The 24,483-nt window shown below is 72.2% G+C and carries 25 protein-coding genes and 1 pseudogene; 19 read left to right on the top strand and 7 right to left on the bottom strand.

Features of this window, described 5'->3' with window-relative positions:
* The first annotated feature begins 66 nt into the window (after positions 1 to 66).
* The 3 genes from VLJ82_RS03400 to VLJ82_RS03390 all read left to right on the top strand — a co-directional run bounded on the left by VLJ82_RS03400 (position 67) and on the right by VLJ82_RS03390 (position 3,095).
* Positions 67 to 1,479, top strand: a complete 1,413-nt coding sequence (locus VLJ82_RS03400; RefSeq protein WP_408661913.1) for a WS/DGAT/MGAT family O-acyltransferase — start codon at positions 67 to 69, stop codon at positions 1,477 to 1,479.
* A 117-nt stretch (positions 1,480 to 1,596) separates the two neighbouring features.
* On the top strand, positions 1,597 to 2,598 hold the full coding sequence (locus tag VLJ82_RS03395; RefSeq protein ID WP_408661912.1) for a patatin-like phospholipase family protein: 1,002 nt from the start codon (positions 1,597 to 1,599) through the stop codon (positions 2,596 to 2,598).
* Positions 2,595 to 3,095 (top strand): DUF6912 family protein, encoded by a 501-nt coding sequence (locus VLJ82_RS03390; RefSeq protein ID WP_408661911.1) that lies wholly within the window; start codon positions 2,595 to 2,597, stop codon positions 3,093 to 3,095. The genes VLJ82_RS03395 and VLJ82_RS03390 overlap by 4 nt, the downstream gene beginning before the upstream one ends.
* Positions 3,096 to 3,104: 9 nt before the next feature.
* Here VLJ82_RS03390 and VLJ82_RS03385 read toward each other — a convergent pair whose 3' ends face one another.
* Positions 3,105 to 7,337: an FtsK/SpoIIIE domain-containing protein gene (locus VLJ82_RS03385; RefSeq protein WP_408661910.1), complete on the bottom strand. Its 4,233-nt coding sequence runs from the start codon at positions 7,335 to 7,337 to the stop codon at positions 3,105 to 3,107.
* 174 nt (positions 7,338 to 7,511) lie between these two features.
* On the opposite strand from VLJ82_RS03385, the gene VLJ82_RS03380 reads away from it, so the two are divergent.
* The 3 genes from VLJ82_RS03380 (at position 7,512) to VLJ82_RS03370 (ending at position 9,070) form a co-directional block, all read left to right on the top strand.
* Complete coding sequence (locus tag VLJ82_RS03380) at positions 7,512 to 7,805, top strand: WXG100 family type VII secretion target (protein ID WP_408661909.1); 294 nt, start codon at positions 7,512 to 7,514, stop codon at positions 7,803 to 7,805.
* 33 nt (positions 7,806 to 7,838) lie between these two features.
* Positions 7,839 to 8,417 carry a suppressor of fused domain protein gene (locus tag VLJ82_RS03375; protein ID WP_408661908.1) on the top strand — a complete coding sequence of 193 codons (579 nt, stop codon included), beginning with the start codon at positions 7,839 to 7,841 and terminating at the stop codon, positions 8,415 to 8,417.
* A gap of 149 nt (positions 8,418 to 8,566) precedes the next feature.
* Positions 8,567 to 9,070 carry a MaoC family dehydratase gene (locus VLJ82_RS03370; protein WP_408661907.1) on the top strand — a complete coding sequence of 168 codons (504 nt, stop codon included), beginning with the start codon at positions 8,567 to 8,569 and terminating at the stop codon, positions 9,068 to 9,070.
* Positions 9,071 to 9,113: 43 nt separating this feature from the next.
* Here the strand turns inward: VLJ82_RS03370 and VLJ82_RS03365 are convergent, their stop codons facing one another.
* A complete protein-coding gene (locus tag VLJ82_RS03365; RefSeq protein ID WP_408661906.1) occupies positions 9,114 to 9,509 on the bottom strand; it encodes an NUDIX domain-containing protein in 396 nt (131 codons plus the stop codon).
* 53 nt (positions 9,510 to 9,562) lie between these two features.
* Between VLJ82_RS03365 and VLJ82_RS03360 the strand changes: the two genes are divergently transcribed.
* The 10 genes from VLJ82_RS03360 (at position 9,563) to VLJ82_RS03315 (ending at position 16,946) form a co-directional block, all read left to right on the top strand.
* Positions 9,563 to 10,195: a DUF6758 family protein gene (locus VLJ82_RS03360; protein WP_408661905.1), complete on the top strand. Its 633-nt coding sequence runs from the start codon at positions 9,563 to 9,565 to the stop codon at positions 10,193 to 10,195.
* Positions 10,196 to 10,364: 169 nt separating this feature from the next.
* On the top strand, positions 10,365 to 10,526 hold the full coding sequence (locus VLJ82_RS03355; protein ID WP_408661904.1) for a hypothetical protein: 162 nt from the start codon (positions 10,365 to 10,367) through the stop codon (positions 10,524 to 10,526).
* Positions 10,527 to 10,550: 24 nt separating this feature from the next.
* Positions 10,551 to 11,105, top strand: a complete 555-nt coding sequence (locus VLJ82_RS03350; RefSeq protein ID WP_408661903.1) for a PH domain-containing protein — start codon at positions 10,551 to 10,553, stop codon at positions 11,103 to 11,105.
* A gap of 140 nt (positions 11,106 to 11,245) precedes the next feature.
* Positions 11,246 to 12,118: a PHP domain-containing protein gene (locus VLJ82_RS03345; protein ID WP_408661902.1), complete on the top strand. Its 873-nt coding sequence runs from the start codon at positions 11,246 to 11,248 to the stop codon at positions 12,116 to 12,118.
* 170 nt (positions 12,119 to 12,288) lie between these two features.
* Entirely contained in the window at positions 12,289 to 12,537 is a 249-nt protein-coding gene (locus VLJ82_RS03340) for a DUF6458 family protein (RefSeq protein ID WP_408661901.1), read from the top strand.
* A 51-nt stretch (positions 12,538 to 12,588) separates the two neighbouring features.
* A complete protein-coding gene (locus tag VLJ82_RS03335; protein ID WP_408661900.1) occupies positions 12,589 to 12,744 on the top strand; it encodes a DUF6131 family protein in 156 nt (51 codons plus the stop codon).
* Between the two features lie 283 nt (positions 12,745 to 13,027).
* Positions 13,028 to 13,585, top strand: coding sequence for an RNA polymerase sigma factor (locus VLJ82_RS03330; RefSeq protein WP_408661923.1), 558 nt, complete (start codon positions 13,028 to 13,030; stop codon positions 13,583 to 13,585).
* Between the two features lie 53 nt (positions 13,586 to 13,638).
* A complete protein-coding gene (locus VLJ82_RS03325) occupies positions 13,639 to 14,640 on the top strand; it encodes a hypothetical protein (protein WP_408661899.1) in 1,002 nt (333 codons plus the stop codon).
* A gap of 129 nt (positions 14,641 to 14,769) precedes the next feature.
* On the top strand, positions 14,770 to 16,080 hold the full coding sequence (locus tag VLJ82_RS03320) for an LPXTG cell wall anchor domain-containing protein (RefSeq protein ID WP_408661898.1): 1,311 nt from the start codon (positions 14,770 to 14,772) through the stop codon (positions 16,078 to 16,080).
* Positions 16,077 to 16,946: a RecB family exonuclease gene (locus tag VLJ82_RS03315; RefSeq protein ID WP_408661897.1), complete on the top strand. Its 870-nt coding sequence runs from the start codon at positions 16,077 to 16,079 to the stop codon at positions 16,944 to 16,946. The genes VLJ82_RS03320 and VLJ82_RS03315 overlap by 4 nt, the downstream gene beginning before the upstream one ends.
* An 84-nt stretch (positions 16,947 to 17,030) precedes the next feature.
* Here VLJ82_RS03315 and VLJ82_RS03310 read toward each other — a convergent pair whose 3' ends face one another.
* The 3 genes from VLJ82_RS03310 to VLJ82_RS03300 are packed head-to-tail and all read right to left on the bottom strand — an operon-like array spanning position 17,031 to position 20,877.
* The gene (locus tag VLJ82_RS03310) at positions 17,031 to 17,870 is read right to left on the bottom strand and encodes an alpha/beta fold hydrolase (protein ID WP_408661896.1); all 840 of its coding nucleotides are present in this window, start codon (positions 17,868 to 17,870) and stop codon (positions 17,031 to 17,033) included.
* Entirely contained in the window at positions 17,867 to 19,261 is a 1,395-nt protein-coding gene (locus tag VLJ82_RS03305; RefSeq protein WP_408661895.1) for a PQQ-binding-like beta-propeller repeat protein, read from the bottom strand. Before VLJ82_RS03305 ends, VLJ82_RS03310 begins: the two co-directional genes overlap by 4 nt.
* Before the next feature lie 14 nt (positions 19,262 to 19,275).
* Positions 19,276 to 20,877, bottom strand: a complete 1,602-nt coding sequence (locus VLJ82_RS03300; RefSeq protein WP_408661894.1) for a DEAD/DEAH box helicase — start codon at positions 20,875 to 20,877, stop codon at positions 19,276 to 19,278.
* Positions 20,878 to 21,126: 249 nt separating this feature from the next.
* Here VLJ82_RS03300 and VLJ82_RS03295 point away from each other — a divergent pair, with 249 nt between their 5' ends.
* A complete protein-coding gene (locus VLJ82_RS03295; RefSeq protein ID WP_408661893.1) occupies positions 21,127 to 21,786 on the top strand; it encodes a ferritin-like fold-containing protein in 660 nt (219 codons plus the stop codon).
* A 93-nt stretch (positions 21,787 to 21,879) separates the two neighbouring features.
* Here VLJ82_RS03295 and VLJ82_RS03290 read toward each other — a convergent pair whose 3' ends face one another.
* Together VLJ82_RS03290 and VLJ82_RS03285 are read right to left on the bottom strand one after the other, a co-directional pair.
* Positions 21,880 to 22,107, bottom strand: coding sequence for a DUF3107 domain-containing protein (locus VLJ82_RS03290; RefSeq protein WP_408661892.1), 228 nt, complete (start codon positions 22,105 to 22,107; stop codon positions 21,880 to 21,882).
* A gap of 153 nt (positions 22,108 to 22,260) precedes the next feature.
* On the bottom strand, positions 22,261 to 22,914 hold the full coding sequence (locus VLJ82_RS03285) for a TetR/AcrR family transcriptional regulator (RefSeq protein WP_408661891.1): 654 nt from the start codon (positions 22,912 to 22,914) through the stop codon (positions 22,261 to 22,263).
* Between the two features lie 125 nt (positions 22,915 to 23,039).
* On the opposite strand from VLJ82_RS03285, the gene VLJ82_RS03280 reads away from it, so the two are divergent.
* Positions 23,040 to 24,188, top strand: a complete 1,149-nt coding sequence (locus VLJ82_RS03280; protein ID WP_408661890.1) for an alpha/beta fold hydrolase — start codon at positions 23,040 to 23,042, stop codon at positions 24,186 to 24,188.
* Positions 24,189 to 24,192: 4 nt separating this feature from the next.
* Positions 24,193 to 24,483: pseudogene (locus VLJ82_RS03275) on the top strand (hypothetical protein); the annotation flags it as partial.

Raw genomic sequence — 24,483 nt, 5'->3', positions numbered from 1 at the left:
GCACCGGGCCGGTCGCCGGCCCGGGTGGTGAGCCCCGGCGTTGGCAGGCGAAGGAGTTCTCGCGACATGGCAGACAGGTTGAATCCGCTCGACGTGTCCTTCCTGTACCTGGAGGGCCGCACCACGCCCATGCACGTGGGCGGCCTGGCGGTGTTCGAGCCGCCGGCGGAGGGGTTCGACTATGACCGGTTCGTCGACCTGATCGAGCGCCGGATCGCGCTGGTGCCGCGTTACCGCCAGAAGATCAGGTCGGTTCCGGGCCATTTGGCCAACCCGGTCTGGGTGGACGACAGCGACTTCGACCTCGGTTACCACGTCCGGCGTTCGGCGTTGCCCCGGCCGGGTTCGGACGAGCAGCTGCGCGAGCTGGTGGCCCGGGTGCAGTCGCGCCCGCTGGACCGCAACCGGCCGCTGTGGGAGATGTACCTGGTGGAGGGCCTGGCCGGCGGCCGCTTCGCCGTGATCCAGAAGACCCACCACGCGATGGTCGACGGGATCAGCGCGGTGGACATCAGCCAGGTCATCCTGGACACCACGCCGGTGCCGCGCGAGATCCCTGAGGACCTGTGGATGCCACAGCCGGAACCCGGCCCGGCGGGCCTGGTGCTCGACGCCGTGACCGACCTGATCCGGCGCCCGTCCGCGGTGGCCGACACGGTGCGGATCGGCCTGGCCGACGCCCGCAGCGTGATCTCGCAGGTGTCCAACGCGGTCACCGGGGTGTTGTCGGCGGCCCGGGTTGCCGCGCGGCCGGCTCCGGAATCCCCGCTCAACGCCGCGATCGGTGCGCAACGCCGGTTCGCGGTGGCCAGGACCGACCTGGAGGACTACCGGAAGGTGCGCAAGCACCGCGGCGGCACGGTGAACGACGTGGTGCTGGCCACCACGGCCGGAGCCGTCCGGGGCTGGTTGCTGTCCCGGGGTGAGCCGGTGACGCCGTCGACGACGGTCCGGGCGATGGTGCCGGTCAGCATCCGGAGCACCGACGACGCCCGCCCGGGCAACCGGGTCTCGTCCTACCTGGTGGACCTTCCGGTCGGTGAGCCCAATCCGATGGTGCGGCTGAGCCAGGTCAGCTATGCGATGAAGGCGCACAAGGAGTCCGGCCAGTCGGTGGGGGCCGAAGCCCTGGTGGCGCTGTCCGGGTTCGCGCCGCCCACCCTGCACGCGTTGGGCGCCCGGGCGGCCAACAGCTTTACCCGACGGCTGTTCAACGTGGTGATCACCAACGTGCCGGGGCCGCAGTTTCCGCTCTACGCCTCGGGGGCGAAGATGCTGGAGATGTTCCCGGTGATCCCGCTGGCCACCGGCCAGGCGGTCTCGATCGGCTTGACCTCCTACAACGGCGGGGTGTTCTTCGGGCTCAACGCCGACCGGGACGCGATGCACGACGTCGACGTGCTGGCCACGTTGATCGAGGAGTCGCTGGCCGAGCTGGTGGAGGCGGCTGCCGAGCCGCGCCGGCGCCGTTCGGGGTAGTCCGCGACCGGCCGTTGGTGTTGTAGGCGCGGGTTCCGCACCGAGGAATGCGGTATGACATACCGTTTCTAAGGCAGGCTTGAACTCCTCGAGCTGCCTGGTGGAAGGAGCGGACCCGTGGTCGATACGCCCGAGCCTGCCCGCCGGGCGTTCGTGTTCGGTGGTGGTGGTGTCCTCGGGTTCGCCTGGATCGTCGGCGCGCTGACCGCGCTCCAGCACGAGTTCGGGGTCGAGCCCAGCTCCGACGACCTGCTGGTCGGGACGTCGGCGGGCGCGGTCGTCTCCGGCCTGCTGGGCTGCGGCCTGGGCGTCGACGGCATCCGGCGCCACCAGGTCGGCATGCCCCTGCCAGAGGATCCGCCGATCGCCTGGGACTACGGCTCCGACAGTGGCGGCAGCAGGCCGCCGCGGCCGGCCTGGTGGCCGGGGTCTCCACGGCTGGTGTGGGACGGCATCCGCCGGCCCAGCAGCGTCTCGCCGGTACTGGCGCTGTCCGGCCTGCTGCCCCGGGGCCGAGGCAGCCTGCAGCCGATCCACCGGATGCTCGACAGCGTGGTCGCCGACACGATCAGTGCCGGTACCTGGCCGCAGCGGACCTGGATCGTCGCCACCGACTACACCACCGGGCGGCGCACGGTGTTCGGGCGGGAGGACGAGCCGGTCGCGGAGCTCGCCGACGCGGTCTGTGCCTCGTGCGCGATACCGGCGTGGTACACGCCGGTGCGGATAGGCTCGCGCGCCTACATCGACGGCGGAGCGGTGTCCAATGCCTCGGTGGACCTGCTCGCCGGTCAGCAGCTGGACGAGGTGTTCGTGCTGGCACCCATGGCAGCTCTCGAGGTGGACAGCCCGCGCTCGCCGGTGGCGAGGCTGGAACGGCGGGTGCGGCGACTGATCACCCGCACCATCTGCGCCGACATCGCCGGGCTGCGCGAGGCGGGTACGAAGGTCACCCTCCTCACCCCGGGACCGGAGGATCTCACCGTGATGGGCGCCAACCTGATGAACTCGCGGCGCCGGACGGCGGTGCTGCATACCGCCATGCGCACGGCGGCGAACACCCTGCGCCACCAGAAGCGGCAACCCGACTTCACCGTGCCGACCTCGGGCACCGCGTGAGGGTCTACCTGCCGGCCACCTCCAGCGTGCTGGCAGACCTGGCCGGTACCGGCATGCTGGGGCCGGCGCCGTTGACCGGTTTCGCGGTGACTCCGGGACTGCGCGAGTACTACCTCGACGACGATATCGAGGCGCTGGAATACGCGGCGGCGGCTGAAGCCGCCAGAGCCGCCCTGCGACTGATCTCGGCAGACCCGGCGGCAGCCAGGCGCCGGATCGTGATTTCGGCTGACGTGGCGGACGAGTCGGTATCGGTACGCGACGACCTGGACTACGGAGTGGTGCGCATCGACGTCGGGATTCCGCTGGCCTGGTGCGCCTCGGTCCATGCCGACGACGTCGAGGCTGAGCCCACGGTGGCTCGTGCCGCCGAGCAGGTCGACGCGGCCGACCTCGGTGACCCGGCAGCCGAAGAGGTCGTCGACGATGCCGAGGGGTTCGAGCTGTCCTGGTACGCCACCCAGGAGATCGGCGACCTGCTGTCCCAGATGCGGTAGCCGGGCCGTTCATACCGCCACCTGCAGGGCAAGGCCGTCCGGCGCTGTCCGGCGCGTCGTGTCGGTCACCAGCAGGCCTCGACCGGGGACCGGCGTCATCCGCTGGCCGCCGGTGCGCACTCCGAGCAGCTCGCCGTCAGCCGGCCCGGGCTGCAGCAGCAAGCCGGTACGGCGACGGCGGATCACCACCGCCGGGCTGCGGAAGCTCGTCATCAGGTCCTCCGCGCGGCCCGCCGCGATCACCGCCGCGGGATGACTGGTGGCGAGCTCGGTGAGGTAGCTTCCGCTGGCCGTGTCGGTGAATTGCTCGGTGTCGTCGATCAGCACCAGCTGTCCGGGCCCGGGATCGCTGGCCCGGCCGGGATATGGCGGGTCGTCCGGGGTCAGCACGTCCAACCCTCGCTGGCCGGCCCAGTCGGCTAGCGGCGAGCGGGCCGGAGCTGCGACCAGCATGGTCAGTCCGGCCTGCCAGGCCTGCTCGGCGATCACGATGGCTGTGGTGCTGCGGCCGCTCAACGGCGGACCGGAGATCAGGAACCGGGCGTGGTCGACGAACAGGGCGGCCCAGACCGGCCGGGCGTCGTCCCCGCCGAGCCCGAGCAGGCAGTGGCCGGGCTGGTCGGCCGGCTCGTCAGCGGGCCCGTAGAGGCGGTGCCGGTCGGCCGGACCTGCCATCAACTCGGCCCGGCGCACCGACACCGGCAGGCTCCGGATCCTTATCGCCGGGCCGGCAGTGGGAGGCCGGTCCATGGTGCCGAGTGCCGCCACGGCAGCTTGCTGCGCTCCCGGGCCGGTGTCATCGACGAGCAACGCCAGCTGGACCCCCAGGCCGCTCCCGGCTGCCACCGCACGGCCCGGCTCGAACCGGGCCGGCAGGTCGGCCGGGCTCACCCCAGCGGTCAGGTAGTCGCCGCGGTCGACCAGGGCCAGCAACAGCTTGCGGCTCAGTGCCGGCGCCACCCGCAGGCCGAGCATCGCCCGGTCGCCCGCGACCAGCACCGTGATGCCGGCTGCCGCGCCGTCGCGCGCCAATCGCAGCAGCGCCTCCGCCGACCGGCCGGCGTCGTGGTCGTCGCTGAGCGCGGATAGGCCTTCCCAACCGTCGAGGGCCACCACGATCACCGGCAGCGGCGTGCCGGTCAGGTGCGCTTCTGCCAGCGTGGCCAGGCCGAGGCCGGCCAGCAGCCGTTGCCGATCCGCCAGCTCCTCGACCAGCCTGGTGAGCAGCCTCGCGATCGAGTTCGGCTCGGAATGTCCCACCACCGCTCCGCAGTGCGGCAACCGCCCGAAGTGGCGGAAGCTCTGGCCCGCGCAGTCCAGCAGGTACAGGTGCAGCTGGTCGGGGGCGAGCTGCCGGCAGGCCTGTCCCAGGAAGGTGTGCAGGGCGGTGGTGCGACCCGACCGCGGGCCGCCGATGAAGCCGAGCGAGCCGCCTGTCAGGAGATCGTGCACGGCCGGGTACTGCCGCTGGCCACGGGGATCGTCGGTCAGGCCGAACCGGATCCGGAAAGGCTGCGCCTGATCGTGGCCGAGGTCGGTGGTGGTCAGCCGTGCCGGCAACGGCGGCAACCACGGGCTTTCGGGCACCGCCCGGCCCAGCTGCTCCACGGCCTGCCACATGGTCGCCTGCACCGGCCGGCCGTCCTCGACACCGCTGCCGGCCGGTGGACCGGCAGGTCCAGCCGCCACGCGATGCCAGGGGTCCAGTGGGGTAACGGTGACCGATTCCGCCGGAGCTAGCCGCTGTCCGGTCCGCGCGGTCTGGAACTCCGACAGCCCGTCGGCCAGCAGGGCAAAGCCCCGACCAGGGTGGTTCTTGGAGATCTCACTGGCCGCCGCGCGACCGATCACGTCCGTCGAGTCCGCCGCGTCGGTGACCCGCAGCGCGATGCGGGCGGAGACGTTGGCCTTGATCTGCGCGGAGACCACGCCGGCCGGCCGCTGGGTGGCCAACACCAGGTGCAGGCCGAGAGACCGGCCGCGCTGGGCCACGGCGACCAGGCCGGACAGGAAGGTAGGCAGTTCCGCGGCAAGATGGGCGAACTCGTCCACTACCAGGATCAGCCTGGCCAGTCGACGTTGCCGGGTTTCCGGCAATCGCTGGTAGTCCTCGAACTCCGCCACCCCCGCCTCGGCCAACGTGATCTCACGACGGCGGATCTCGGCGTCGAGCGAGGCGAGGGCGCGGCTGGTCAGGTGCCCGTCGAGGTCGGTGACCAGGCCCACCACGTGGGGGAATTCCGCGCAGCCGCCGAAGGCCGCTCCGCCCTTGTAGTCGATCAGGACGAAGGCGATGTCATCCGGTGGGTGCCGGAGCGCCAGGCCGGTGACGAAGCTGCGCAGCAGTTCGGATTTCCCGGCTCCGGTGGCACCGGCGACGAGCAGGTGCGGGCCGTCCCGCACCAGATCGAACTCCAGCGGTCCGGCCACTGTCAGACCGATCGGTGTCGCTGCCGGCCCCGGGCGTGACCAGCGGTCCACCAGCGACTGTGCGCTGACCTGGGCGCCGCCCAGCAGGTCGGCCAGCCACACCTCGCCGGGCAGCGCGGCACCGTCGGCGGGGTCGGTGTCGTGCAGCGGAGCAAGGGAACGCGCCAGCCGATCGGCCCATTCGGCAGAAACGCACTCGGTGGCCGCCCGGGCCGTCAGCTGCCCCGCACGTCGAAGTTCGGTGCTAGAGCCGTTGTCCGAGGTGAGCACGGCGGTCGCCCGGCAGGACGGCGGCAACACGCGCACGTCGGTGTCGAGGCAGACCGCCGTCACGCCCACCGCCGGTCCTTCCTCCAGAACGGCTCGCAGGTCATCCAGCGCGACGAACCGCCCTGCCCGATCCAGCAACACCACGACCCGAGGCCCGGACCAGGTACCGGTACCGCGGGCCTTCCGTTCGAAGACGAGTTCGCGCAAGTTCCTCGACAACGAACGGTGCGCGGACGGCTCGGTGGCGACGGCCCTGACCGTGGCCTCCGGCCACCTCAACCAGCGCCAGTCGTCGACCTCGCCGTCGAGGAAGGCCACCAGAGACAGGTCCCGCGGGGAATGCAACGCCAGCAGTTGCCCGACCACCCACCGTGCCGCGCCGCGGACCAGCGGCAGCGGACCGGCGAGCCCGAGTGCTCCCTCGGCCAGGGAGACGGTGGCAGGCACACCCGCAAGAACCTCGGCCGCCAGCAGGCGTCCCGCCCGGGTCGCCCGGGTATCGGCTTTCCGGTCGGCCAGTCCGAGCCGGACGGCGAGGAACCGGCGCTCGCCCGGCCGGCGCTCCCACAACCGGCAGTCCGGAACGGTCGAGGTGTGCAGCACCGTTGCCGCATCGGGAAAATCGCGGTGCAGCCTGCTCTCCTCGGCTGCCAACCGGGCAGCGAGTTGTTCCCGGGCGCCGGCCTCGGCGCGAGCGAGTTCTGCCTGCGTCCGCCGCCGGTTGCGGCGCCACTCCCGGCGGTCGACGGCCGCGCCGGCCAGGATGGTTACCGGGCTCAGCAGGGCGAAGACCAGCAATTGGCTGTTGTGCATGAGGATCGCGCAGCCGACCCCGAGCACCGCGGGCGCCAGCCCGGCCAACCACGGAACCCGGTTCCGGGTGGTCGGAACCGGCTCGGATGGAAACTCGACCGGTTCGTCGTGCCCCGACTCGGCAACGGCGGGCGGCCGGTGCACCCGCAGCCGGCCGGCGGCATCGGCGGTCAACGCGGCTGGCGGGTCGGTCGCGGTCACCAGCCGCAGCAGCGAATTGCCCAACCGGAGCTCGTCATCCTGGCCGATCGGGCAGCCGGCGGCCGGAACGCGAGAGCCGTTGAGCCAGCTGCCGTTGGTGGAACCCAGGTCGCGTACCGAGACGCCGTCGAGTTCGACACGAAGTTCGGCGTGCCGGCGGGAGACGTCCGGATCGGCCAGGTCCAGCTGGGCTTCCTTGCTGCGGCCGATCAGGTGACGGCCACGCGGCAGTCCGATCGTCCTGCCGCTGTCCGGTCCACTGACCACGCGCAGCTGGAGCGCGGAGTCGGCCGGTGAGGGCCGCCTGGTCCCGGCACCCATGGTGATCACGCATCCCGAGCGCAGGCCGGGCTCGCCCAGCGACGCCTGCGCGGACAGCAGCCTGCCGTCGTTGAACAACGAGCCGGTCGCGGCGCCCAGCACACCGCCGAACAGTGGAGCCAGTTGGCCTGCCGTGGCGCCACCCTCGGCAATGACCTCGACGTCACGCTCGTCTTCCGGTGACCGGAGCGTCAGCTTCACCCGCATGCCGAGAGTGTTGCCGATTTCCTGCGCCGAGTGCGGGCTTGCCGTTCCAGCTGTGGATAACACGGGTTTATCCACAGATCGCCGCTCGGCAGCTGCGCGCGACGCCATGTCTGCTTACGGTGGCGCCCAGATTTCCATCAGCGTTACCGACCATCGGCGAAGGGACCGGGCTCCATGACAGGTTTGAAGGTTTCACCAGAACAGCTGAGCGCACTCGGAGGCAGTTGCGGGCGGACCGCCGTCGAGATTCGCGGGCAGCACGTCGGACTGAAAAGTCAGCTGACGCCGCTGTTCGGTGCCGACTGGTCCGGTGCGGCAGCCACCCAGTTCGCCGCGTTGTACGAGCAGTTCAACAAGAACGCCGAAGGCATGACCGCCGCTCTGGAAGGGATCGGCAGCCTGCTCAATTCCGCCGGCCGGAGTTACGCGGCGGTGGAACAGCAGATCGCCGCTTCGTTCCGCGGATGAGGACGGTCACCATGCACGCGGTAGCGTCCGGGGATGACCGATGCGCCTCCCGACATCCTCGTCCTTGTCGAAGCGGCCTATCGGCAACACTTCGAAGTCCTCCCGGCCCGCGCCTCGGTGTCCTTCTTGGGAGTCGACCCCATCGAGGTGCTGCGGTATCCGGACGGCACCACCGACCACTACCTCACGCTCGGCATGGCCCGGCACCCGATGGCGGACCCGGCCGAGGCCGTGATCGCCACCGCCAGTGCGCCGCGTGCGGAACTGCTGCTGTCAGCAGCAGGTCGGCCGGACCGGCTCTGGCGGGCACTGGCGGTGCTCGCGGCCGCTCCGGCAGTCGAAGGTGCGGTGTACCAGCCGGGTAACCGGGTCGATCTTGGCGAACCGCTCTGTCCGGGTTCCCGCTGCACCGGCGGAGTGCTGGTCGCCTCGGAACTGCAACCCGTCGCGGTCAGGGGAGTAGCAGACGTGCAGGTGCTGCGGGTGCTTCCGGCAACCCAGACAGAGCTCGCCTGGGCGAGGGTGCACGGCAGCGAGCAACTGCACCGGCGCTGGCAGGTGGCCGAAACGGATCTGACGGACCTGATGCGCGACCCGGTCGACCTGAGCTGACCACCAGCACCAGGACGGTCACCATTCGGGTCGGACGACGGAAGGGTTGGTAGCGGTCACCGGTGACCAACGGCACGCCGCCCAGCCGCTCGGCACGCCGCCGGGTCCGGCACCATAACCACACGCAAACCATCGGCGAGGAGGCAACTGTGCAGTTCGGCCGTAGCTACGAGGAGTTCGAGATCGGTGCGACCTACCGGCACTGGCCCGGCAAGACCATCACAGAGGCCGACGACCACCTCTTCTGCCTGATCACCATGAACCACCACCCGCTGCACCTGGACGCCCACTACGCCGAGAACACCACCCAGTTCGGAAAGAACGTGGTGGTCGGCAACCTGGTCTACTCGATCCTGCTAGGCCAGTCGGTGGCTGACATCTCGGGCAAGGCCATCGCGAATCTCGAGATCGAGTCCCTGCGGCACGTGGCGCCGACCTTCCACGGCGACACGATCTACGGCGAAACAGTGGTACTCGACAAGTGGGAGTCGAAATCCAAGGACGACCGGGGAGTGGTGTACGTCGAAACCAAGGGCTACAAGCAGGACGGCACGGTGGTCTGCCTGTTCCGGCGCAAGGTCATGGTTCCCAAGCAGAACTACCTGGATGCCCGTGGCGGCGAGCAACCGGGCCGACCGGTGCCGACCGCCTGAGAACTCGCCGGCACTGGGCCGCAGTCCTCGGCCGGCCAGGGGACTAGGCGGGCAGGAGATCCCAGTCGGTCAGCGCCTCCAGCAGGCCGGCCGCCAGCGGCAAGCCGGTCATGGCGGCCAGGTCGAACCACCCGGCCTCGGCCGCGTCGTCCCCGGCGCGCAGGGTGCCACCGACAACTCCACAGAGAAAGTCGTCGATCACGAACTGACTGCCACCGGGTGCCGGGCGGTGTACCCGGCCAGCCCACCGGATCACCTCGACAGCCAGCCCGGTCTCCTCGCCGACCTCCCGCACGCACGCCGCCGCCGGGGACTCGCCCGGTTCGCACTTGCCACCGGGCACCGACCAGGTGAGGGCAGCCGGCGGCAGCGACCGCAGGACCAGCAGCAGCCTGCGGTGCTCGTCGAAGACGATGCCGCCGGCGGCTGCGATGAGCACGCCGCCCAGTGTGCGACATTGACGCGCGCTGCGCTGCGGTGCACCTTGGGCGGATGGGTTTCTCGTGGTGTCCCAGGTGCGGGACCGACCTGGTGGCACCCACCGAAAGCGACAAGGCCTGGCGATGCCCGCGACACGGTCACACGCTCCCGCTGACCATCCTGGCCCAGCTGGACGACTCTGCCATCCGGCATGTCTGCAAGCACGCCGAGGTACCGCTCTGGCTTCCCGATCCGATGCCGCTGGGCTGGACGCTGGCCGGGATGGCCACTGTCGGCGAGCCGCCGGACAGATTCCGGGCAACCGTGGTGTCACTGCGAGGGCCTGCTCCGCTGGGTGGCATCGGTGAGTGGCTCGTCGTCGCGGAGGAGCCCGGCATCGGCCTGGGGGCAAGTTACGCAGGCACCCTGCTGACGGCACCGCCACCGGGATCGCGAGAGGTGCCGTCGGCCAGGGTGCACGCGCTAGGGCATCCGACGCCGCTGTGGCCGGTCCAGGACACCCTCGCCGACCGCAGCGCCTACGTGGGAGAGGCTGCCGGTGTGTGGCTGTGGCTGGTCAGCTTCCCCGCCGACGCGGGATACGCGGTGCTGGAGGACCTCGCCGTGACGGACCTGCGGAGCCAGCAGTATCTGCCGCTGCTGGAGGCCGGAGAGCTGTCACAGCGGCTGCGGCCGGGCTACTGAGGTCCCTTCGGCACCGGCGGGCCACGGACAGGGACCCGACCAGTGAGAACGCCCGGCGCACCGCCCGGCCCCCGGGAGCGCCTCCCACGCTAATCCGTCGCTGTCCGGTAGACAGGTCTTGACCTGTGGCTGGGAACAGCCGCGTCGAACGGGCATCGAGGAGTAGAGCGTGGTCGCCAAGAAGATCGGCATGGTGCTCCTGATCGCGTTCCTGATCTTCTTCGTGGTCAACTCGCCCACCGACGCGGCCGCGGTGGTGAAGAACATTCAGCACCTGCTCGGGCACGGCTTCGACAGCATCAGCGAATTCATCCGAAGCTTTGAGGACTAGCCCCCGCCGCGCGACCGTCATGCCATGAAGGACCACGACAAGTACCTGATCGCCTCCGAGCGGGCGGTGGTGGTCACCCGCCGCCACTGGGTCAGCCTGGTCAAGGTCGGCACCGGCACCGCAGCGTTCTTCCTGCTGGGCCTGCTGATGGTGCTCTACCTCGGCGACGAACAGTTCTTCGCCGTCGTCGGAGTGCTCGCCTTGCTGGCATCGCTGGGGTGGTTCGGCTTCGCCTGGTGGTTCTGGGCCACCGAGGAGTTCGTCATCACCGACAAGCGGGTCCTGCTGGTCAGCGGGGTGATCACCCGGCGGGTGGCCATCATGCCGCTGACCAAGGTCACCGACCTGACCTACGAGCGCTCGGTGCTGGGCCGGTTCCTGGGCTACGGGGCCTTCGTCATGGAGTCGGCCGGCCAGCACCAGGCGATGAGCCGGATCGAGTACCTGCCCCGGCCCGACCGGCTCTACCACGAGGTCTCGACGTTGCTGTTCGGGCCGGACTCGATGCTCTACCGCCGCTGGCAGCCGGGCGGCGCTCCCAGTGACTATCCGACCATGCCGCTGCCTCCGGTGCGCTGACCGGGCGGGCCATCCCCGCAGCCACTGACTGCAGGCGCTGTGTAGCGAGCAGGACTGGACCACGGACGGCGACTCGCAGCCCCCGGCCAGCTTGCAGCCACTCGTCAGATGGTCACCCGGCGGCCACGTAGGGTGACCTGATGATCGATTTGCACGCCCACACCACCGCCAGCGACGGCAGCGACACCCCGACCGAGCTGGTCGGCAACGCGGTGGCCGCGGGACTGCACACCCTGGCCATCACCGATCACGACACCACCGGCGGCTGGCAGGAGGCCGGCGCGGCGGTCGGCCGGCTGGACGTGCCGTTCACGCTGATCCGGGGGACTGAGTTCTCCTGCATCTACGACGACGGTGACGAACGGATCAGTCTGCACCTGCTCGGCTACCTCTTCGATCCGGAGGCCGAGTCGCTCAAGGCCGAACGGGCCCGGTTGCGCGAGAGCCGGCTGGGCCGCGGGGAGGCGATCGTCGACGCGCTGGTCGCGGCCGGGTACCCGATCAGCTGGCAGCAGGTCATCGACATCGCCGGCGGCGGTGCCGTGGGACGCCCGCACATCGGACAGGCGCTGGTGCAGGCCGGCGTGGTGGACAGCGTCACCGACGCCTTCGCCCACCTGCTGTCCAGTTCCTCGCCGTACTACGTGCCCAAGCTGGAGATGCCCGTGGAGCTCGCCATCGAGCTGATCCGGCAGGCCGGCGGCGTGCCGGTGATCGCCCATCCGTGGGCCCGCCGGCGCGGCCGGGTTCTCGACGAGGCGGCGCTGCGCAGCCTGGTGGAGCCGGGCCTGCTCGGCATCGAGGTCGACCACCTCGACCATGCCCCCGACGACCGCGCCCGGCTGACCGAGCTGGCCGAAGAGCTGGGCCTGCTCAGCACCGGATCCTCGGACTACCACGGCACCCGCAAGAAGGTCGGGCTGGGCTCGGACACCACCAGCCCCGAGTCATTGGAACGGCTGCTCGGCCTGGCCACCGGGATCGACCTCATCCACTCACCGGCCACCGGCTGAGCGCGCCGTGTGACAAAACTGGAGGACCGGACGCTGATCAAGATGAGGGTGAACAGCCACCCGGCACAATGGTCAACCGTCGTCCTGCAGGGTACGGAGGCTCAGCCGGACAGCGGCGCTTCGAATCCCACGAGGCGCGGCACCACGGTTCTATCCGACAAGGAGTTCTCATGAGGATAGGGGCCAGTCTCTTTCTGATAGCGGTCGGCGCGATCCTGACGTTCGCCGTCACCGCGGATGTCAACGGGCTCGACCTCAGCACGATCGGGGTGATCCTGATGATCGTGGGCGCGGCCGGGCTGCTCATCACCGTTGCGATGATGAGCACGCGACGCCGTACCGACATCATTCACCGGCGCTCCGGAACGACGGTCATCGAACCGAACGACCCGATCGACCCGGTCGATCCCCGGTACTAGCTCACACCCGCACGAACCGTCCGCACGTCACGCAACCCACTGGAGGAATCAGTGATCATCCTCGGAATCATCCTGCTCGTCATCGGGCTCATCGCCGGGATCGGCATCCTGACCTGGTTGGGGATCATCCTGCTGGTGATCGGCGCCATCCTGGCCATCATGGGCGGCATGGGCCGCGCCGTCGGTGGCCGTCGCTGGTACTACTAGCGCCATGCCGTAACCCGGGGGCTCGTCCGCACGCGGATGGGCCCCCGGCCGGTGTTACGCCCTTGCCCGGCCCGTCGCACGGCCAGCAGTTGACACCTCGACTCGGGGTGTTGGGCCTCAATACGTGTCCGCCGGCCCGCTGATCCGGTACGGTCCAGCCAATTCGATCTGAAAGATCGACTCGACCGGCGAGGGTGGGTGCGTCAGGGGTGAACCCCGCATGCTGACCCGGCCGCGTCCGGACGGTGACGGTCTCGGGGATCGACGCCCGCTGCTGACGTCGCTGCGCGCCGCGAACGATCAGTTGAGCGCTGTCGTGCTGGCCGCCCAGGCCGGTGAGGAAGAGGCCTTCAGCGAGCTCTACCACCAGTTGCATCCGGGCCTGCTGCGCTATCTCAGCGTGCTGGTCGGCCGGGATGCCGAGGACATCGCCTCCGACACCTGGCTCCAGGTCTGCCGGGACCTGCACACCTTCACCGGCGACGGCGACGGCTTCCGGGGCTGGGTCGCCACCATTGGCCGGCATCGCGGCCTGGACTACCTCCGCAGCCGGAGCCGCCGGCCCGCGGAACCGGCCGCCTGGGAGACGCTGCTGGCAGTGCCCGGCCACTACGACACCGAGATCCAGGCCGAGGAGTCACTGTCCACGGTGGCCGCGCTCCGCCTGATCGCCCAGCTTCCCCAGGAGCAGGCGGAGGCGGTGCTGCTGCGCACGGTCATCGGACTGGACGCCAAGAGCGCCGGTGTGGTGCTGGGCAAGAGCCCCGGCGCGGTGCGCACCGCTGCCTACCGCGGGCTGAAGAATCTGGCTGCGATGCTGGAACAGGTACCCGTCGACTGACCGATCGGGCCGCAGTGTGACAGATGCCCCCGCGTCGGCGCTGACCAAGTGTCATGACAGCTGACGGCCACGAGTCGCGACACCATCCGGACGAGCAGGAGCTCGCCCGAGCTGCGCACGCCTCCGACGCGTTGCAGCAGTTGCTGGCGGCCGCCTCGGCACCGCCGTCGACCGCCGAGCTGAAGGGCCGGTCCCGGGCCGTCGCCGCATTCCGGGCCGCGTACCGGCTGCGCCGCCCCGCGGCGGCCGGTTCCACCGTCACGGCCGGCTCCACCGCCACGGCCGGTGAGACCGCCACGGTCGGCTCCACCGCGACGGCCGGTGAGACCGACCTCGACCCCGCGGCCCGGACCGAGGGGGACCTCGGTGACGAGGGCCGCACCCCGGCGGGCAACCGCCGCCGGACGAAGCTGGCCCGGGCCCGCCGCTGGTCGGCCGCGCAGCTGACTGTGGCCGGGGCCGCCCTGCTCATGCTGCTCGGAGCCACCGCCGCGGCCGCTGCCGCCGGACAGTTGCCGGCCCCGCTGCAGGAAACCGTGTCCGACCTCTTCAACGGCTCCGGCGCCCCGGACCCCGAGCGCACCCCAGCCCCGCACAGCCCCTCGGTCCCGCACCCACCGTTGCCGGTGCCGAGCCGCACCGCGCCGCCCCCGGCTGCTTCCGCGACCAGCTCACCCTCCGCACCGGCCAGGTCCACCGGCCGCTCCACGGACACCCCCGCCCAGCTGCCGGGACTGTGCCGGGCGTACCAGGCGGCCGGGCCGAGCGCGGCGACGCTGTCCAGGCCGGGCTTCCGGCCCCTGGTCGATGCGGCCGGCGGGACGTCTGGGGTCGAGGGTTACTGCGCCGCGCTGACCGGTGCTGGCTCACCGGCCCGCACCGCACAGCTCCCCAAGGCCGGGCCGACCACCGCGCCGGGCCGGCAGCCGGGCCGCTCCCACCAGCCGGCCGGCCCGCACCCGACCGCCTCCACCGCCGGGGCCGCTCCGGCCCATCCGGGCTCGCAGCCGCGGCTGCCGGCGGCATCCAAGGCCACCGGGCACCCGCGCCGCTGAGACCGGGCCGAACGCCGAGCTTCCGGCCAGCCGAACGCCGAGCTTCCGGCCGCCGAACCCCTGTGGACGGTCCGGCGCGTCCTGTGGACGGACGAAACGGCGCTGCCGACCGGCCACTAGCATGAACCGGTGACCAGATGGGCGGGCTCCCGGCGGCGGCTGCGCGCTGTCGTACTGCTGGCGATGGCCCTGGCCGGCACGCTGCTGCTGACCGCCGCGCCGGCCGCCGCCGACGTCGATGAAGCGATCGACCAGCTGCAGTCGAGCAACCTCTACGTCGACCCGGCCGCCGGCGCCAAGCTGGACTCCGACGCCGCGCGCTCGGCGTTGAGCTCGACGGTCAAGATCGCGGTGCTGCCTGCCGACGCCGGCAACGCGGGCGCGCTCGCGATCAAGATCGGTGAGGCGGTGGACCCGGGCAGCCGGTTGACCGTGGGGGTGTTCGTCGGCAGGACGTTCAACGCGGCCTCCAGCGCGCTGTGCTCCGGCCGGGCCGGCCAACTGGCAAGCCGGGCGGTGACCGACAACCGTGACCAGCTCCGGTCGAACAGCGACCTGACCGAGACCATCAAGGACTTCGCCAGGCTGGTCAACGCCGCTCCCAAGGGCTGCTCGGGCGGGTCCGGCTCCGACAACAGTGGCGAGGACACCTCCACGACCGGTGGCAGCGGCTGGGCCACCCTCGGGGTCCTCGGCGTGCTCGGCGCCGGTGGCGTCGGGGCGCTGGTCTGGCGGCGCCGGCGCAAGGACCGGCAAGCCCTGTCCGACGCCCGCGCCGAGATCCAGCCCTACTACGACCGGCTGGCCGGGGACGTGACCAGCCTGCAACCGGGGAGCAACGCCACCGCCCGGCAAGCCCTGTCCGATGCCTCCGAGCGCTACAACTCCGGCGGTTCCCAGCTGGCCTCGGCCACCACGCTCGCCCAGCTCGGCGCCGCCCGGCGCAGCATCCTGGAAGGTCTGCAGGCCACCCGGACCGCCCGGCAGGCGCTCGGCCTGGACCTCGGACCGGAGCTGCCGCCCCTGGTGCAGACCAACGCCCCGCAGCTGTCGGGGGCGCAGCAGGTCAATGTCGGCGGCCAGACCGTGCAGGGCTATCCCAGCTACACCCCCGGAGCGCCGTACTACTTCGCCGGCGGTGGCGGCTATCCCGGCGGCTGGTACTCCATGCCGTTCTGGGAGACGCTGCTCATCGCCGAGGCCCTCAGTCCCGGCTGGGGTTGGGGCTTCGGCGGTTGGGGTGGCGGCTGGGGCGGCTACGGCGCCGGTTACGACAGCGGCTTCGACGCCGGCCGGGAGTCTGCCGACCACGGCGGCTCGAGTGACGGCGACGGTGGTTGGGGCGGCGGCGACTGGGGCGGCGGCGGTGGCGACTGGGGCGGCGGTGGCGGCGACTGGGGCGGCGGAGGCGGCGGCGACTCGGGCGGAGGCAGCTGGTGACGGCGGGCCCCGAACAGCTCGAACTGGCCGGCCTGCCCCGCCCGCTGTTTGCGGCCACTCCCTCCAAGCTGGCCAGCTTCGACTGCCCGCGCCGGTACCGGATGACCTACCTGGACCGGCCGGCCCCGGCGAAAGGGCCGCCCTGGGCGCACAACACCCTGGGTGCTGCCGTGCACCTGGCGCTGGCGCGGTGGTGGCAGCTGGAGCCGGACCGGCGTACCCCGCAGGCCGGGGCGACGCTGGTCATCCGCAACTGGCAGCACGACGGCTTCGCCGACCGGGAACAGTCCGAGGCCTGGCGGGACCAGGCCGCCCACTGGGTGGCCGGCTACCTCGCCGACGAGGCCGAGCGCGGCGACGTCCGGCGGGAGCCCCGCGGCGTGGAGCGCACGGTGGCCACCCGTACCGACCGGCTGGCCATCTCCGGCCGGGTGGACCGGATCGACGAGCGGGACGGCGAGCTGGTGATCGTCGACTACAAGACCGGCCGGAGCCGGCTGGATGTCGACGACGCCCGCGGTTCGCAGGCCCTGGCGCTGTACGCGGTGGCTGCCGAACGCACCCTGCACCAGCGCTGCCGCCGGGTGGAGCTGCACCACCTGCCCACCGGTGAGGTGGCGGCCTTCGAGCACACCGAGGAGTCGCTGAACCAGCACCTCGACCGGGCCGGGGAGACCGCGACCGACATCCTCGCCGCGACCGACACGGTGGCCGGCGGCGCCGACCCCGTCGAGGTGTTCGGGCCGGTCCCCGGGCCGTCCTGCAGTTGGTGCGACTTCCGGCGGCTGTGCCCCGAGGGCCAGGCGAGCTCCCGCCCCCGGGCCAGCTGGGACGGCCTGGGGCTGCTGGAGGCCAGCCAAGCCTGAAGGGTCCGGCCGACCGAACCGACCCGAACCGAGCCGACCGATGCAAGCCCGGCGCTGACGGAACCCCCAGCTGACGCCGGACGGTCAGCTCAGCTGCTGCCAGAAGTCGAGCAGGGCCTGCAGCGTCGCCGCCGGGTTCTCCACGGCCGGCGAGTGGGCCGCCGCCGGGATAACCGCGTACGCGGCACCCAGCCGTCGCGCCATGTCGGCCTGCACCTGCGGCAGCCAGGCGTCGTCGGACTCGCCGTGCAGCACCAGCGTCGGCACCCCGGTCGCGGCGAGGTCGCGAGTGCGGTCGGTCACGGTGCGCAGCAGGTCGCCCATGCCCTGCAACCCGACCGGGTCGGTGGCCAGGAACCGGGTCCGCAGGAAGGCCCGCAACGCCGGCGTCGAGGTGGCGTACTTCGGGTCCGCCTGGGCGCCGGCTTCCAGGTAGGCCCACAGGCCCGCCATGCCGCGCCGGGCCAGCACCAGCTCACCGGCGTCGAGCAGCGTCCGGCGCTGGCCTGCCACCGCGTCCGGCCCGGAACCCATCAGGGTGAAGCTGTCGAACAGCTCGGCCTTGGCCAGCACCGCGGCCCGCCCGACCAGCCCGCCGAGCGAGTGGCCGACCAGGTGCAGGCGGCTGGCGCCGGTGCCGAGCTCAGCCGCCAGCTGGCACACCTCGCCGGCCAGCGCATCCAGGGTGTAGCCGTCCGGGTCGCCGGCCCACTCCGACTCGTACTGCCCGCGCTGGTCGATCGCGACGGCCCGGTACCCGGCGGCGGCGAGCGGCCGCAGCAGCGGCTGGAAGTCTTCCTTGCTGCCGGTGTAGCCGGGCACCAGCAGCACCACGCCGCGGTGCTCGGCGACCGGTCCCGGCTGCGAGACGCCGGTGTCCAGCGCGGCGATGCTGCCGCCGGGCAGCGCGAACCGGGTCCTCACTGATACATCCGGGTGTCGGTGCCGGCCAGCAGCAATCCGTTGCCGACTCCGAACGCCCGGTAGCCCGCGGGCAGCTCCGGTGACAGCGCCACGGTGGCGGCCGGCTGCCCGCTCCGGCCGTCGAGGCGCTGGACCGTCGAGCCGCCGGCAGCAGCCAGCACGTCCGGGCCCTGCACGGTGGCTGGGCCGGACGCCGGTGCCGACCAGCTGATGGTGCCGGACCTGGCGAAGCTGTACAGCTTGCCCAGCCACAGCACCTCCAGCTGCTGGCCGGACGAGGTGAAGCCCTCGACCGCCGTGGCCGCCCGGGGCAGGCCGGCCAGCGGGCCGCGCAGCTCGGCCGGCTCGCCCAGCTGGCCGGACGGGGTGTCGGCCCCCTTGGCGTCGCTGTAGCTGTGCAGGATCCCGGTGTCGGGATCCACCGCGCCCAGGAACGCGCTGGCCGCCACCGGCACCATCGCCCGCGGCACCGTCACCGACCATTTCAGCTCGTCGGAGGTCAGCCCGCGCAACACCAGCCGGTGTTCGGAACCGCAGGTGGTGCTGATCAGCACGCCCTGCGAGCCGGCCAGCGCCCGGTCCACCGAGCAGCGGTCCGGCGCCACCCAGTTCCAGCGGTCCAGCCCGCCGGCGTTGTCGATGACGTGCACCGAGTACCGGGCCACCGTCAGCACCACGTTCGGCGCGCTGGCGGCCTCGGTGATGCCGTTGTCGGTCATGGTCCGCGACCACTTGACCGCTCCGGTGGCGGACACGAAGCCGGTCACCTCGTCACAGTTGCCGTGCCGGTCGTAGATGGCGATGGTGGTGGCGTCCTGCTGCAGCACCGAGCAGATCGTCTGGTCCGAGCGGGTGTAGTACCAGCGCAGCTTGCCGGTGCGGGCGTCCAGGCCGTGCACGCTGTGCGCGTCGTAGCTGACCACCACGCCGTCCTGGACCGGCGTCCCGCCGGCCGGCCGGTCGCTGCTGCGCCAGGCCAGGGCCAGCGAGTCGGCGGTGGAGCCGCTCGGAACGGCCGCCGGGGCCGGGGCGCTGTGGCTCGTGACATGGGTCAGCTCGCCGCGGGCGTAGGCGACCCGTACCGCCAGCACCACTGCCAGCAGCAGGACGGCCAGCACCACGGCGTAGATCCGCATCGAGCGGGCGGTGCGCGCCTGGTAGTCGGCCAGCGCGGGCGAAACCGGCGGGCCGGCCGGCGCGGTCCGCGTCCCGCCGTCGCCAGCCCCGCCGTCGCCAGCCCCGCCGTCGCCAGCCGGACCGCCGCCGGCGACAGCACCACCAGAAACGGCGCCACCAGAAACAGCGCCGCCGGAAACAGCGCCGACCGGCTCGCGGCGGACTGGCGGCAGCCCGTCCGGGCCGGGTGCGGGTTCGGGCACGGGTGCTGGCACTCAGGCGATCCGGGTCAGTCGCCGCTGCCCGGCTCGGCCGGGGAGCCGCTGGCCACTGGAGCACCACCCCGGGTGCGCCGGCGCCGCCGGGTACGGGTACCCGCGGGCTTGCGCTCGGCCTGCTCGCCGTCCGGTGCCTCACCCCGCGTCCGGGCCCGCCCGGAACCGCCAGAACCGCCAGAGCCGCCAGAGCCGCCGGAACGGCTCGATCCCTCCGGACGCCCGGACCGCCGGGAGCCGCGGCCGGACCGCTTGCGATCCGGGCCGCCGAGGTCCTCGACCGCCTCGGCGGCCAGGCCCTCCCGGACCCGGGCCGCCCGGGGCAGCACGCCCTTGGCGGTGCTGGGGATGTTCAGCTCCAGGTACAGGTGCGGCGAGGTGGAGTAGGTCTCGGCCGGCTCGTGCAGCGGCAGGTCAAGGCTGTCGCAGATCAGCTTCCACTTGGGCAGGTCGTCCCAGTCCACCAGCGTGACCGAGGTGCCGGACTTGCCGGCCCGCGCGGTGCGCCCGATGCGGTGCACGTAAGTCATCGCGTCCTCGGGGCACTGGTAGTTGATCACGTGCGTGACGTCGTCGATGTCCAGCCCGCGGGCGGCGACGTCGGTGGCCACCAGCACGTCCACCTTGCCGGACCGGAACGCCCGCAGCGCCTGCTCGCGGGCGCCCTGGCCGAGGTCACCGTGCACCGCGCCGGCGGCGAAGCCGCGTTCGACCAGCTCGTCGGCGACCTTCTGGGCGGTGCGCTTGGTACGGGTGAAGATCAGCGTCAGGCCACGGCCCTCGGCCTGCAGGATCCGGGCCAGCACCTCGGTCTTGTCCATCGCGTGCGCCCGGTAGGCGAACTGGTCGACGTGCTCGGTCGCCGGGATGGAGGTGTCGGACTCGGCGCGGATCTGGATCGGCTGGTTGAGGAACTGCCGGGCCAGCGCCACGATCGGCCCGGGCATGGTGGCCGAGAACAGCATGGTCTGGCGCCCCGCGGGAAGCTGCGACATCAGCTTCTCGATGTCGGGCAGGAAGCCGAGGTCGAGCATCTCGTCGGCCTCGTCCAGCACCAGGCAGCGCACGAAGCCGAGGTTCAGGTGGCCCTGCTGGGACAGGTCCAGCAGCCGGCCGGGGGTCCCGACCACCACGTCGCAGCCCGCCTTGAGGGCCTCGATCTGCGGCTCGTAGGCGCGGCCGCCGTAGATGGTGACGACCTTGGCGCCGAGCCGCTTGCCTGCGGTGGTGAGGTCACCGGCTACCTGCACGGCCAGCTCCCGGGTGGGTGCGATCACCAGTGCCTGCGGCTTGGCGCCCTTGGCGCTGGGCAGCTCCAGCCGGTTGAGCATCGGCACCCCGAAGCCCAGCGTCTTGCCGGTGCCGGTGCGGGCCTGGCCGATCAGGTCCGAGCCCGCCAGCGCGATCGGCAGCGTCAGCTCCTGGATCGCGAAGGTGTGCTCGATGCCGACCGCCTTGAGCGCCTCGATGATCTCGGGCTTGACGGCGAAGCTGGAGAACAGCGGGCTGTCGGGCCGGACCGGCGCGAGGCCGACCAGCGGGGCCGGTTCGACCGCCGCGGCGGGTTCGTCGGTGGCGCCGGCGGGCGCCCGGTCGGAGAGGGCAGCGTCTGCCATGTGTCGGTATCCACTTCTGCGTGCAGGTGCGTAACGGTTCGTGGGCACCTGCGGCGCGGCCATCGTTGCTGGCCGCCAGCGCGGCAGACACCCGCTAGGACGGTGAGGCGGATGCGGCACCTGATCAGGGCCGGCGTCCGTGCCTCACCTGCAGTCTAGCCGCCGTGCGGCGGTGCTCCGCGCATGCCGGGATACCGTGGGCCCGGCAGCCGCCGTCCCGGACCGCCCGGCAAGGAGATCCCAACCGCCATGCAGCCCACCAGCCAGCCCGACCGGGCCGCCATCGTCGACCTGCTGGGGGTGCTCGCCTACGGGGAGTTGAGCGCCTTCGACCGGATGGCCGCCGACGCCCGGATGGCGCCGACCACCGCGCTGCGTGCCGCGCTGTCCGAGGTGGCCGCCCTGGAGATGGGCCACTACCGCAAGCTGGTGAGCCGGCTCGCCGAGCTCGGCGCCGACCCGCAGCAGGCGATGGCGCCGTTCGTCGAGGCGGTGGAGACCTTCCACCGGCGCACCGAGCCGCGCAGCTGGGGCGAGGCGCTGGTCAAGGCCTACGTCGGGGACGGCCTGGCCGCCGACTTCTACCTCGAGATCGCCCAGTACGTCGACGAGTCCACCCGGCAACTGGTCACCGAGGCGCTGGCCGATTCCGGCAACGCCGAGTTCGCGATCCGGGAGGTGCGGGCGCTGATCGCCGCCGACCCGACCGCGGCGTCCCGGCTGTCGCTGTGGGCGCGCCGGCTGGTGGGGGAGGCGATCACCCAGGCCCAGCGGGTGGCCGCCGACCGGGACGCGCTGACCACGCTGATCATGGGCGGCGTCGGGGACCTCACCGGCATCGGGCTGCTGACCGACCGGATCATGGGCAAGCACACCCAGCGGATGGCCGCGATCGGCCTGTCCAACTAGCTCTTCCGGCCGGCCGGTCCGGCCAGCGCTCGGCCGGGCCAGCGCTCGGTCTAGCCAGCGCTCGGCCCGGTCAGCGCTAGTTCCAGCCAGCGCTCAGCCGGCGACGAAGCCGACCCGCCTGCTGTCGGCCTGGGCGATCTCGACGTAGGCGACCAGGTTGGCGGGCACGATGACCCGGCGACCGCGCTCGTCGGACAGGGCCAGCTGGCCGTCCACGCTCTGCAGCGCGGTGGCCACCAGCTTCTCGACCTCGGCCGGCGTCTGGCTGCTCTCCAGCGTGATCTCGCGGGGGGTGTGCAGCACGCCGATCTTGACCTCCACGCGTCCTCCAAGTTCAGTGCCGGCGCTGATCGCAGCGCCCGGCCGGGTTTGCCAGCTCGATCACCGGAAACACCGTTCCGGGTAGCTGTCACGCTAGTCGAACCCGGCTGCCGGGCTGCCGGCCGGGCGCTGCGCTGTGAGCGAACGGTGTGCTCAGCTGGCCCCGGGTGCCGGGGCCGAGCCCTGCAGCGGGAAGAAGGAGATGCCGCGCCACTGCAGCGTCTCCAGCAGCCGGACCGCCTCCGCCTTCGAGATCGGCCGGTCGTTCTCCAACCACCAGGTCGCGGCGATCTGGGCCGCCCCGGTGAGGGCCACCGACAGCAGCTCGGCCTGCGCCCGGCCGAGCCCGGTGTCGGCGGCCACCGTGTCGGCGACCGCCTGCATGGTGATCCTGGCGACCCGGTCCACCCGCTCGCGCACCGCCGGCTCGTTGCCCAGGTCGGAGGAGAAGATCAGCCGGAAGGCGCCCTCGTCCCCCCGGTCGGCGCCGTCGACGAAGTCGAAGTACGCGGTCAGCACGTTGTGCACCCGGACCCGGTTGTCCTCGGTCTCGGCCAATGCCTGCCGGACCCGCTCCAGCACGTCCTCGGCATGGGTGTCCAGCAGCGCCAGGTAGAGCTCCAGCTTGCCGGGGAAGTGCTGGTACAGGACGGGCTTGGACACCCCGGCCCGGATCGCGATGTCGTCCATCGCGGCGGCGTGGTAGCCGTGGGTCACGAAGACTTCCTGGGCGGCGGCCAGCAACTGCTTCCGGCGCGCCGAACGGGGCAGCCGGGCGCCCCGTGCGGTGTCCATGGTCTCGGTCATGAAGAACCCTCCTAGCCGGCGCGGGGCGAGTCTGATGCTACCGGTGGGTAGCCAGGACCGTCGCATGATCGGGACGGCGCCGCCGCGCGGGGCGCGCGCCGGGCCGAACAGGTAATTTTGTTGCGATGGACACCACGCCACCGGCCCAGGGCCGCACACCGCTGGGCAGCCGCGCGCTGCTCCAGAGCCGGCGGCTGGCGCAGGCCACACGGCTGGCGCAGGCCACACGGCTGGCGCAGGCGACGCGGCTGGCGCAGGTCCGGCCCCTGCAGTTGCGCACCCGCCCCAGCCAGCCGCTGCGCACCGCCACCCTGGGCAGCCCGGCCGAGTACCGGCTGGCCGCGCCGAATCCCGACCGCGAGCCGTGGCCGGCCACCGAGCTGCGGATCGGTGGCAACCGCATCAACGTCCGCCGCACTCCGTCGGCCAATCCCGACGCCGAGCCGGCGCTGTACGTGCACGGCCTGGGTGGCGCCTCGACCAACTTCACCGACCTGGCCGACCTGCTCTCGCCCTGGCTGGACGGCCACGCCCTCGACCTGCCCGGCTTCGGGCGCTCGGGGCCGCCACCGGGCGGGGACTACTCGATCGCCGCGCACACCCGGCTGGTGATCGACTACCTGGAGCTGACCGGACGCGGCCCGGTGCACCTGGTCGGCAACTCGATGGGTGGCGCCATCTCGATCCAGGTGGCCGCCCGCCGCCCGGACCTGGTGCGCACCCTCAGCCTGGTCTCGCCCGCGGTGCCGGACCTGCGGCCGAAGAAGGGCTCGGACGCCCTGATGCCGCTGTTGCTGGTGCCCGGCCTGGGCGCCCGGGTGCTGGCCCGGCTGGACGAGCTGCCGCCGGAACGGCGGGTGCGGGCGGTGATCGAGCTGTGCTTCGCCCACCCCGAGAAGGTGCCGCCCAACCGGCTCGCCGAGGCGGTCGCCGAGCTGCAGGCGCGCCGTGGCTACGCCTGGGCCGCTGAGGCGATGCTCCGGTCGTTGCGGGGCCTGGTACGCAGCTACCTGACGGTCGGCGCCCGGTCGCCCTGGTACGCGCTGAGCCAGATCCAGGCCCCGGCGGTGGTGGTGTGGGGCCAGCTCGACCGGCTGGTCGACGTCGCCAACGCGCCGCGGGTCGCCCGGACGCTGCCCGACGCCACCCTGCTGGTGCTGCCCGACATCGGGCACACCGCGCAGCTGGAGGATCCGGTCAGCACAGCCAGGGCGATCCTCGGCTTGTTGGCCCGCGCAAATGCGGCCTCTGCACCGGAGCGTGTGGGATCGTGACCCGGTGACTCGACCGACCGCCCCGCAGCGCCAGCGGCACTCCGCCGGCCGGGGACGGTCGACCGGCGCCCCGCCGGGATCGTCCAGCGGCGCCGGCGCTCGCTGGCGGGCCTTCGCGGGCCGGTACGGCTGGCGCGCGTACGCGCTGCCGCTGCTCGCGGTGGTCACCGTGCTGGCGATCCTGAACATCGGCTCGCACCGCAACCCACCGCCGGCCCGTGCCGCGGGCAGCACCACGCAGGCGCCCAGCACCTCCGCGCCCTCCCCGCTGGCGTCGTCCAGCCCGGCCGCGGCC

It is taken from the genome of Jatrophihabitans sp. (genome assembly GCF_035474675.1).
Lineage (GTDB): Bacteria > Actinomycetota > Actinomycetes > Mycobacteriales > Jatrophihabitantaceae > Jatrophihabitans_A.
The sequence above is the reverse complement of the archived record's forward strand: the minus strand, read 5'-3'. Positions and strand labels throughout refer to the sequence as shown.

Excerpts from the sequence above, each read along its gene's own strand:
- VLJ82_RS03400 (WP_408661913.1), top strand. The coding sequence starts at position 67 with ATGGCAGACAGGTTGAATCCGCTCGACGTGTCCTTCCTGTACCTGGAG.
- VLJ82_RS03385 (WP_408661910.1), bottom strand. The coding sequence starts at position 7,337 with ATGCGGGTGAAGCTGACGCTCCGGTCACCGGAAGACGAGCGTGACGTC.
- VLJ82_RS03380 (WP_408661909.1), top strand. The coding sequence starts at position 7,512 with ATGACAGGTTTGAAGGTTTCACCAGAACAGCTGAGCGCACTCGGAGGC.
- VLJ82_RS03375 (WP_408661908.1), top strand. The coding sequence starts at position 7,839 with ATGACCGATGCGCCTCCCGACATCCTCGTCCTTGTCGAAGCGGCCTAT.
- VLJ82_RS03360 (WP_408661905.1), top strand. The coding sequence starts at position 9,563 with ATGGGTTTCTCGTGGTGTCCCAGGTGCGGGACCGACCTGGTGGCACCC.
- VLJ82_RS03350 (WP_408661903.1), top strand. The coding sequence starts at position 10,551 with ATGAAGGACCACGACAAGTACCTGATCGCCTCCGAGCGGGCGGTGGTG.
- VLJ82_RS03345 (WP_408661902.1), top strand. The coding sequence starts at position 11,246 with ATGATCGATTTGCACGCCCACACCACCGCCAGCGACGGCAGCGACACC.
- VLJ82_RS03340 (WP_408661901.1), top strand. The coding sequence starts at position 12,289 with ATGAGGATAGGGGCCAGTCTCTTTCTGATAGCGGTCGGCGCGATCCTG.
- VLJ82_RS03325 (WP_408661899.1), top strand. The coding sequence starts at position 13,639 with ATGACAGCTGACGGCCACGAGTCGCGACACCATCCGGACGAGCAGGAG.
- VLJ82_RS03300 (WP_408661894.1), bottom strand. The coding sequence starts at position 20,877 with ATGGCAGACGCTGCCCTCTCCGACCGGGCGCCCGCCGGCGCCACCGAC.
- VLJ82_RS03295 (WP_408661893.1), top strand. The coding sequence starts at position 21,127 with ATGCAGCCCACCAGCCAGCCCGACCGGGCCGCCATCGTCGACCTGCTG.
- VLJ82_RS03285 (WP_408661891.1), bottom strand. The coding sequence starts at position 22,914 with ATGACCGAGACCATGGACACCGCACGGGGCGCCCGGCTGCCCCGTTCG.
- VLJ82_RS03280 (WP_408661890.1), top strand. The coding sequence starts at position 23,040 with ATGGACACCACGCCACCGGCCCAGGGCCGCACACCGCTGGGCAGCCGC.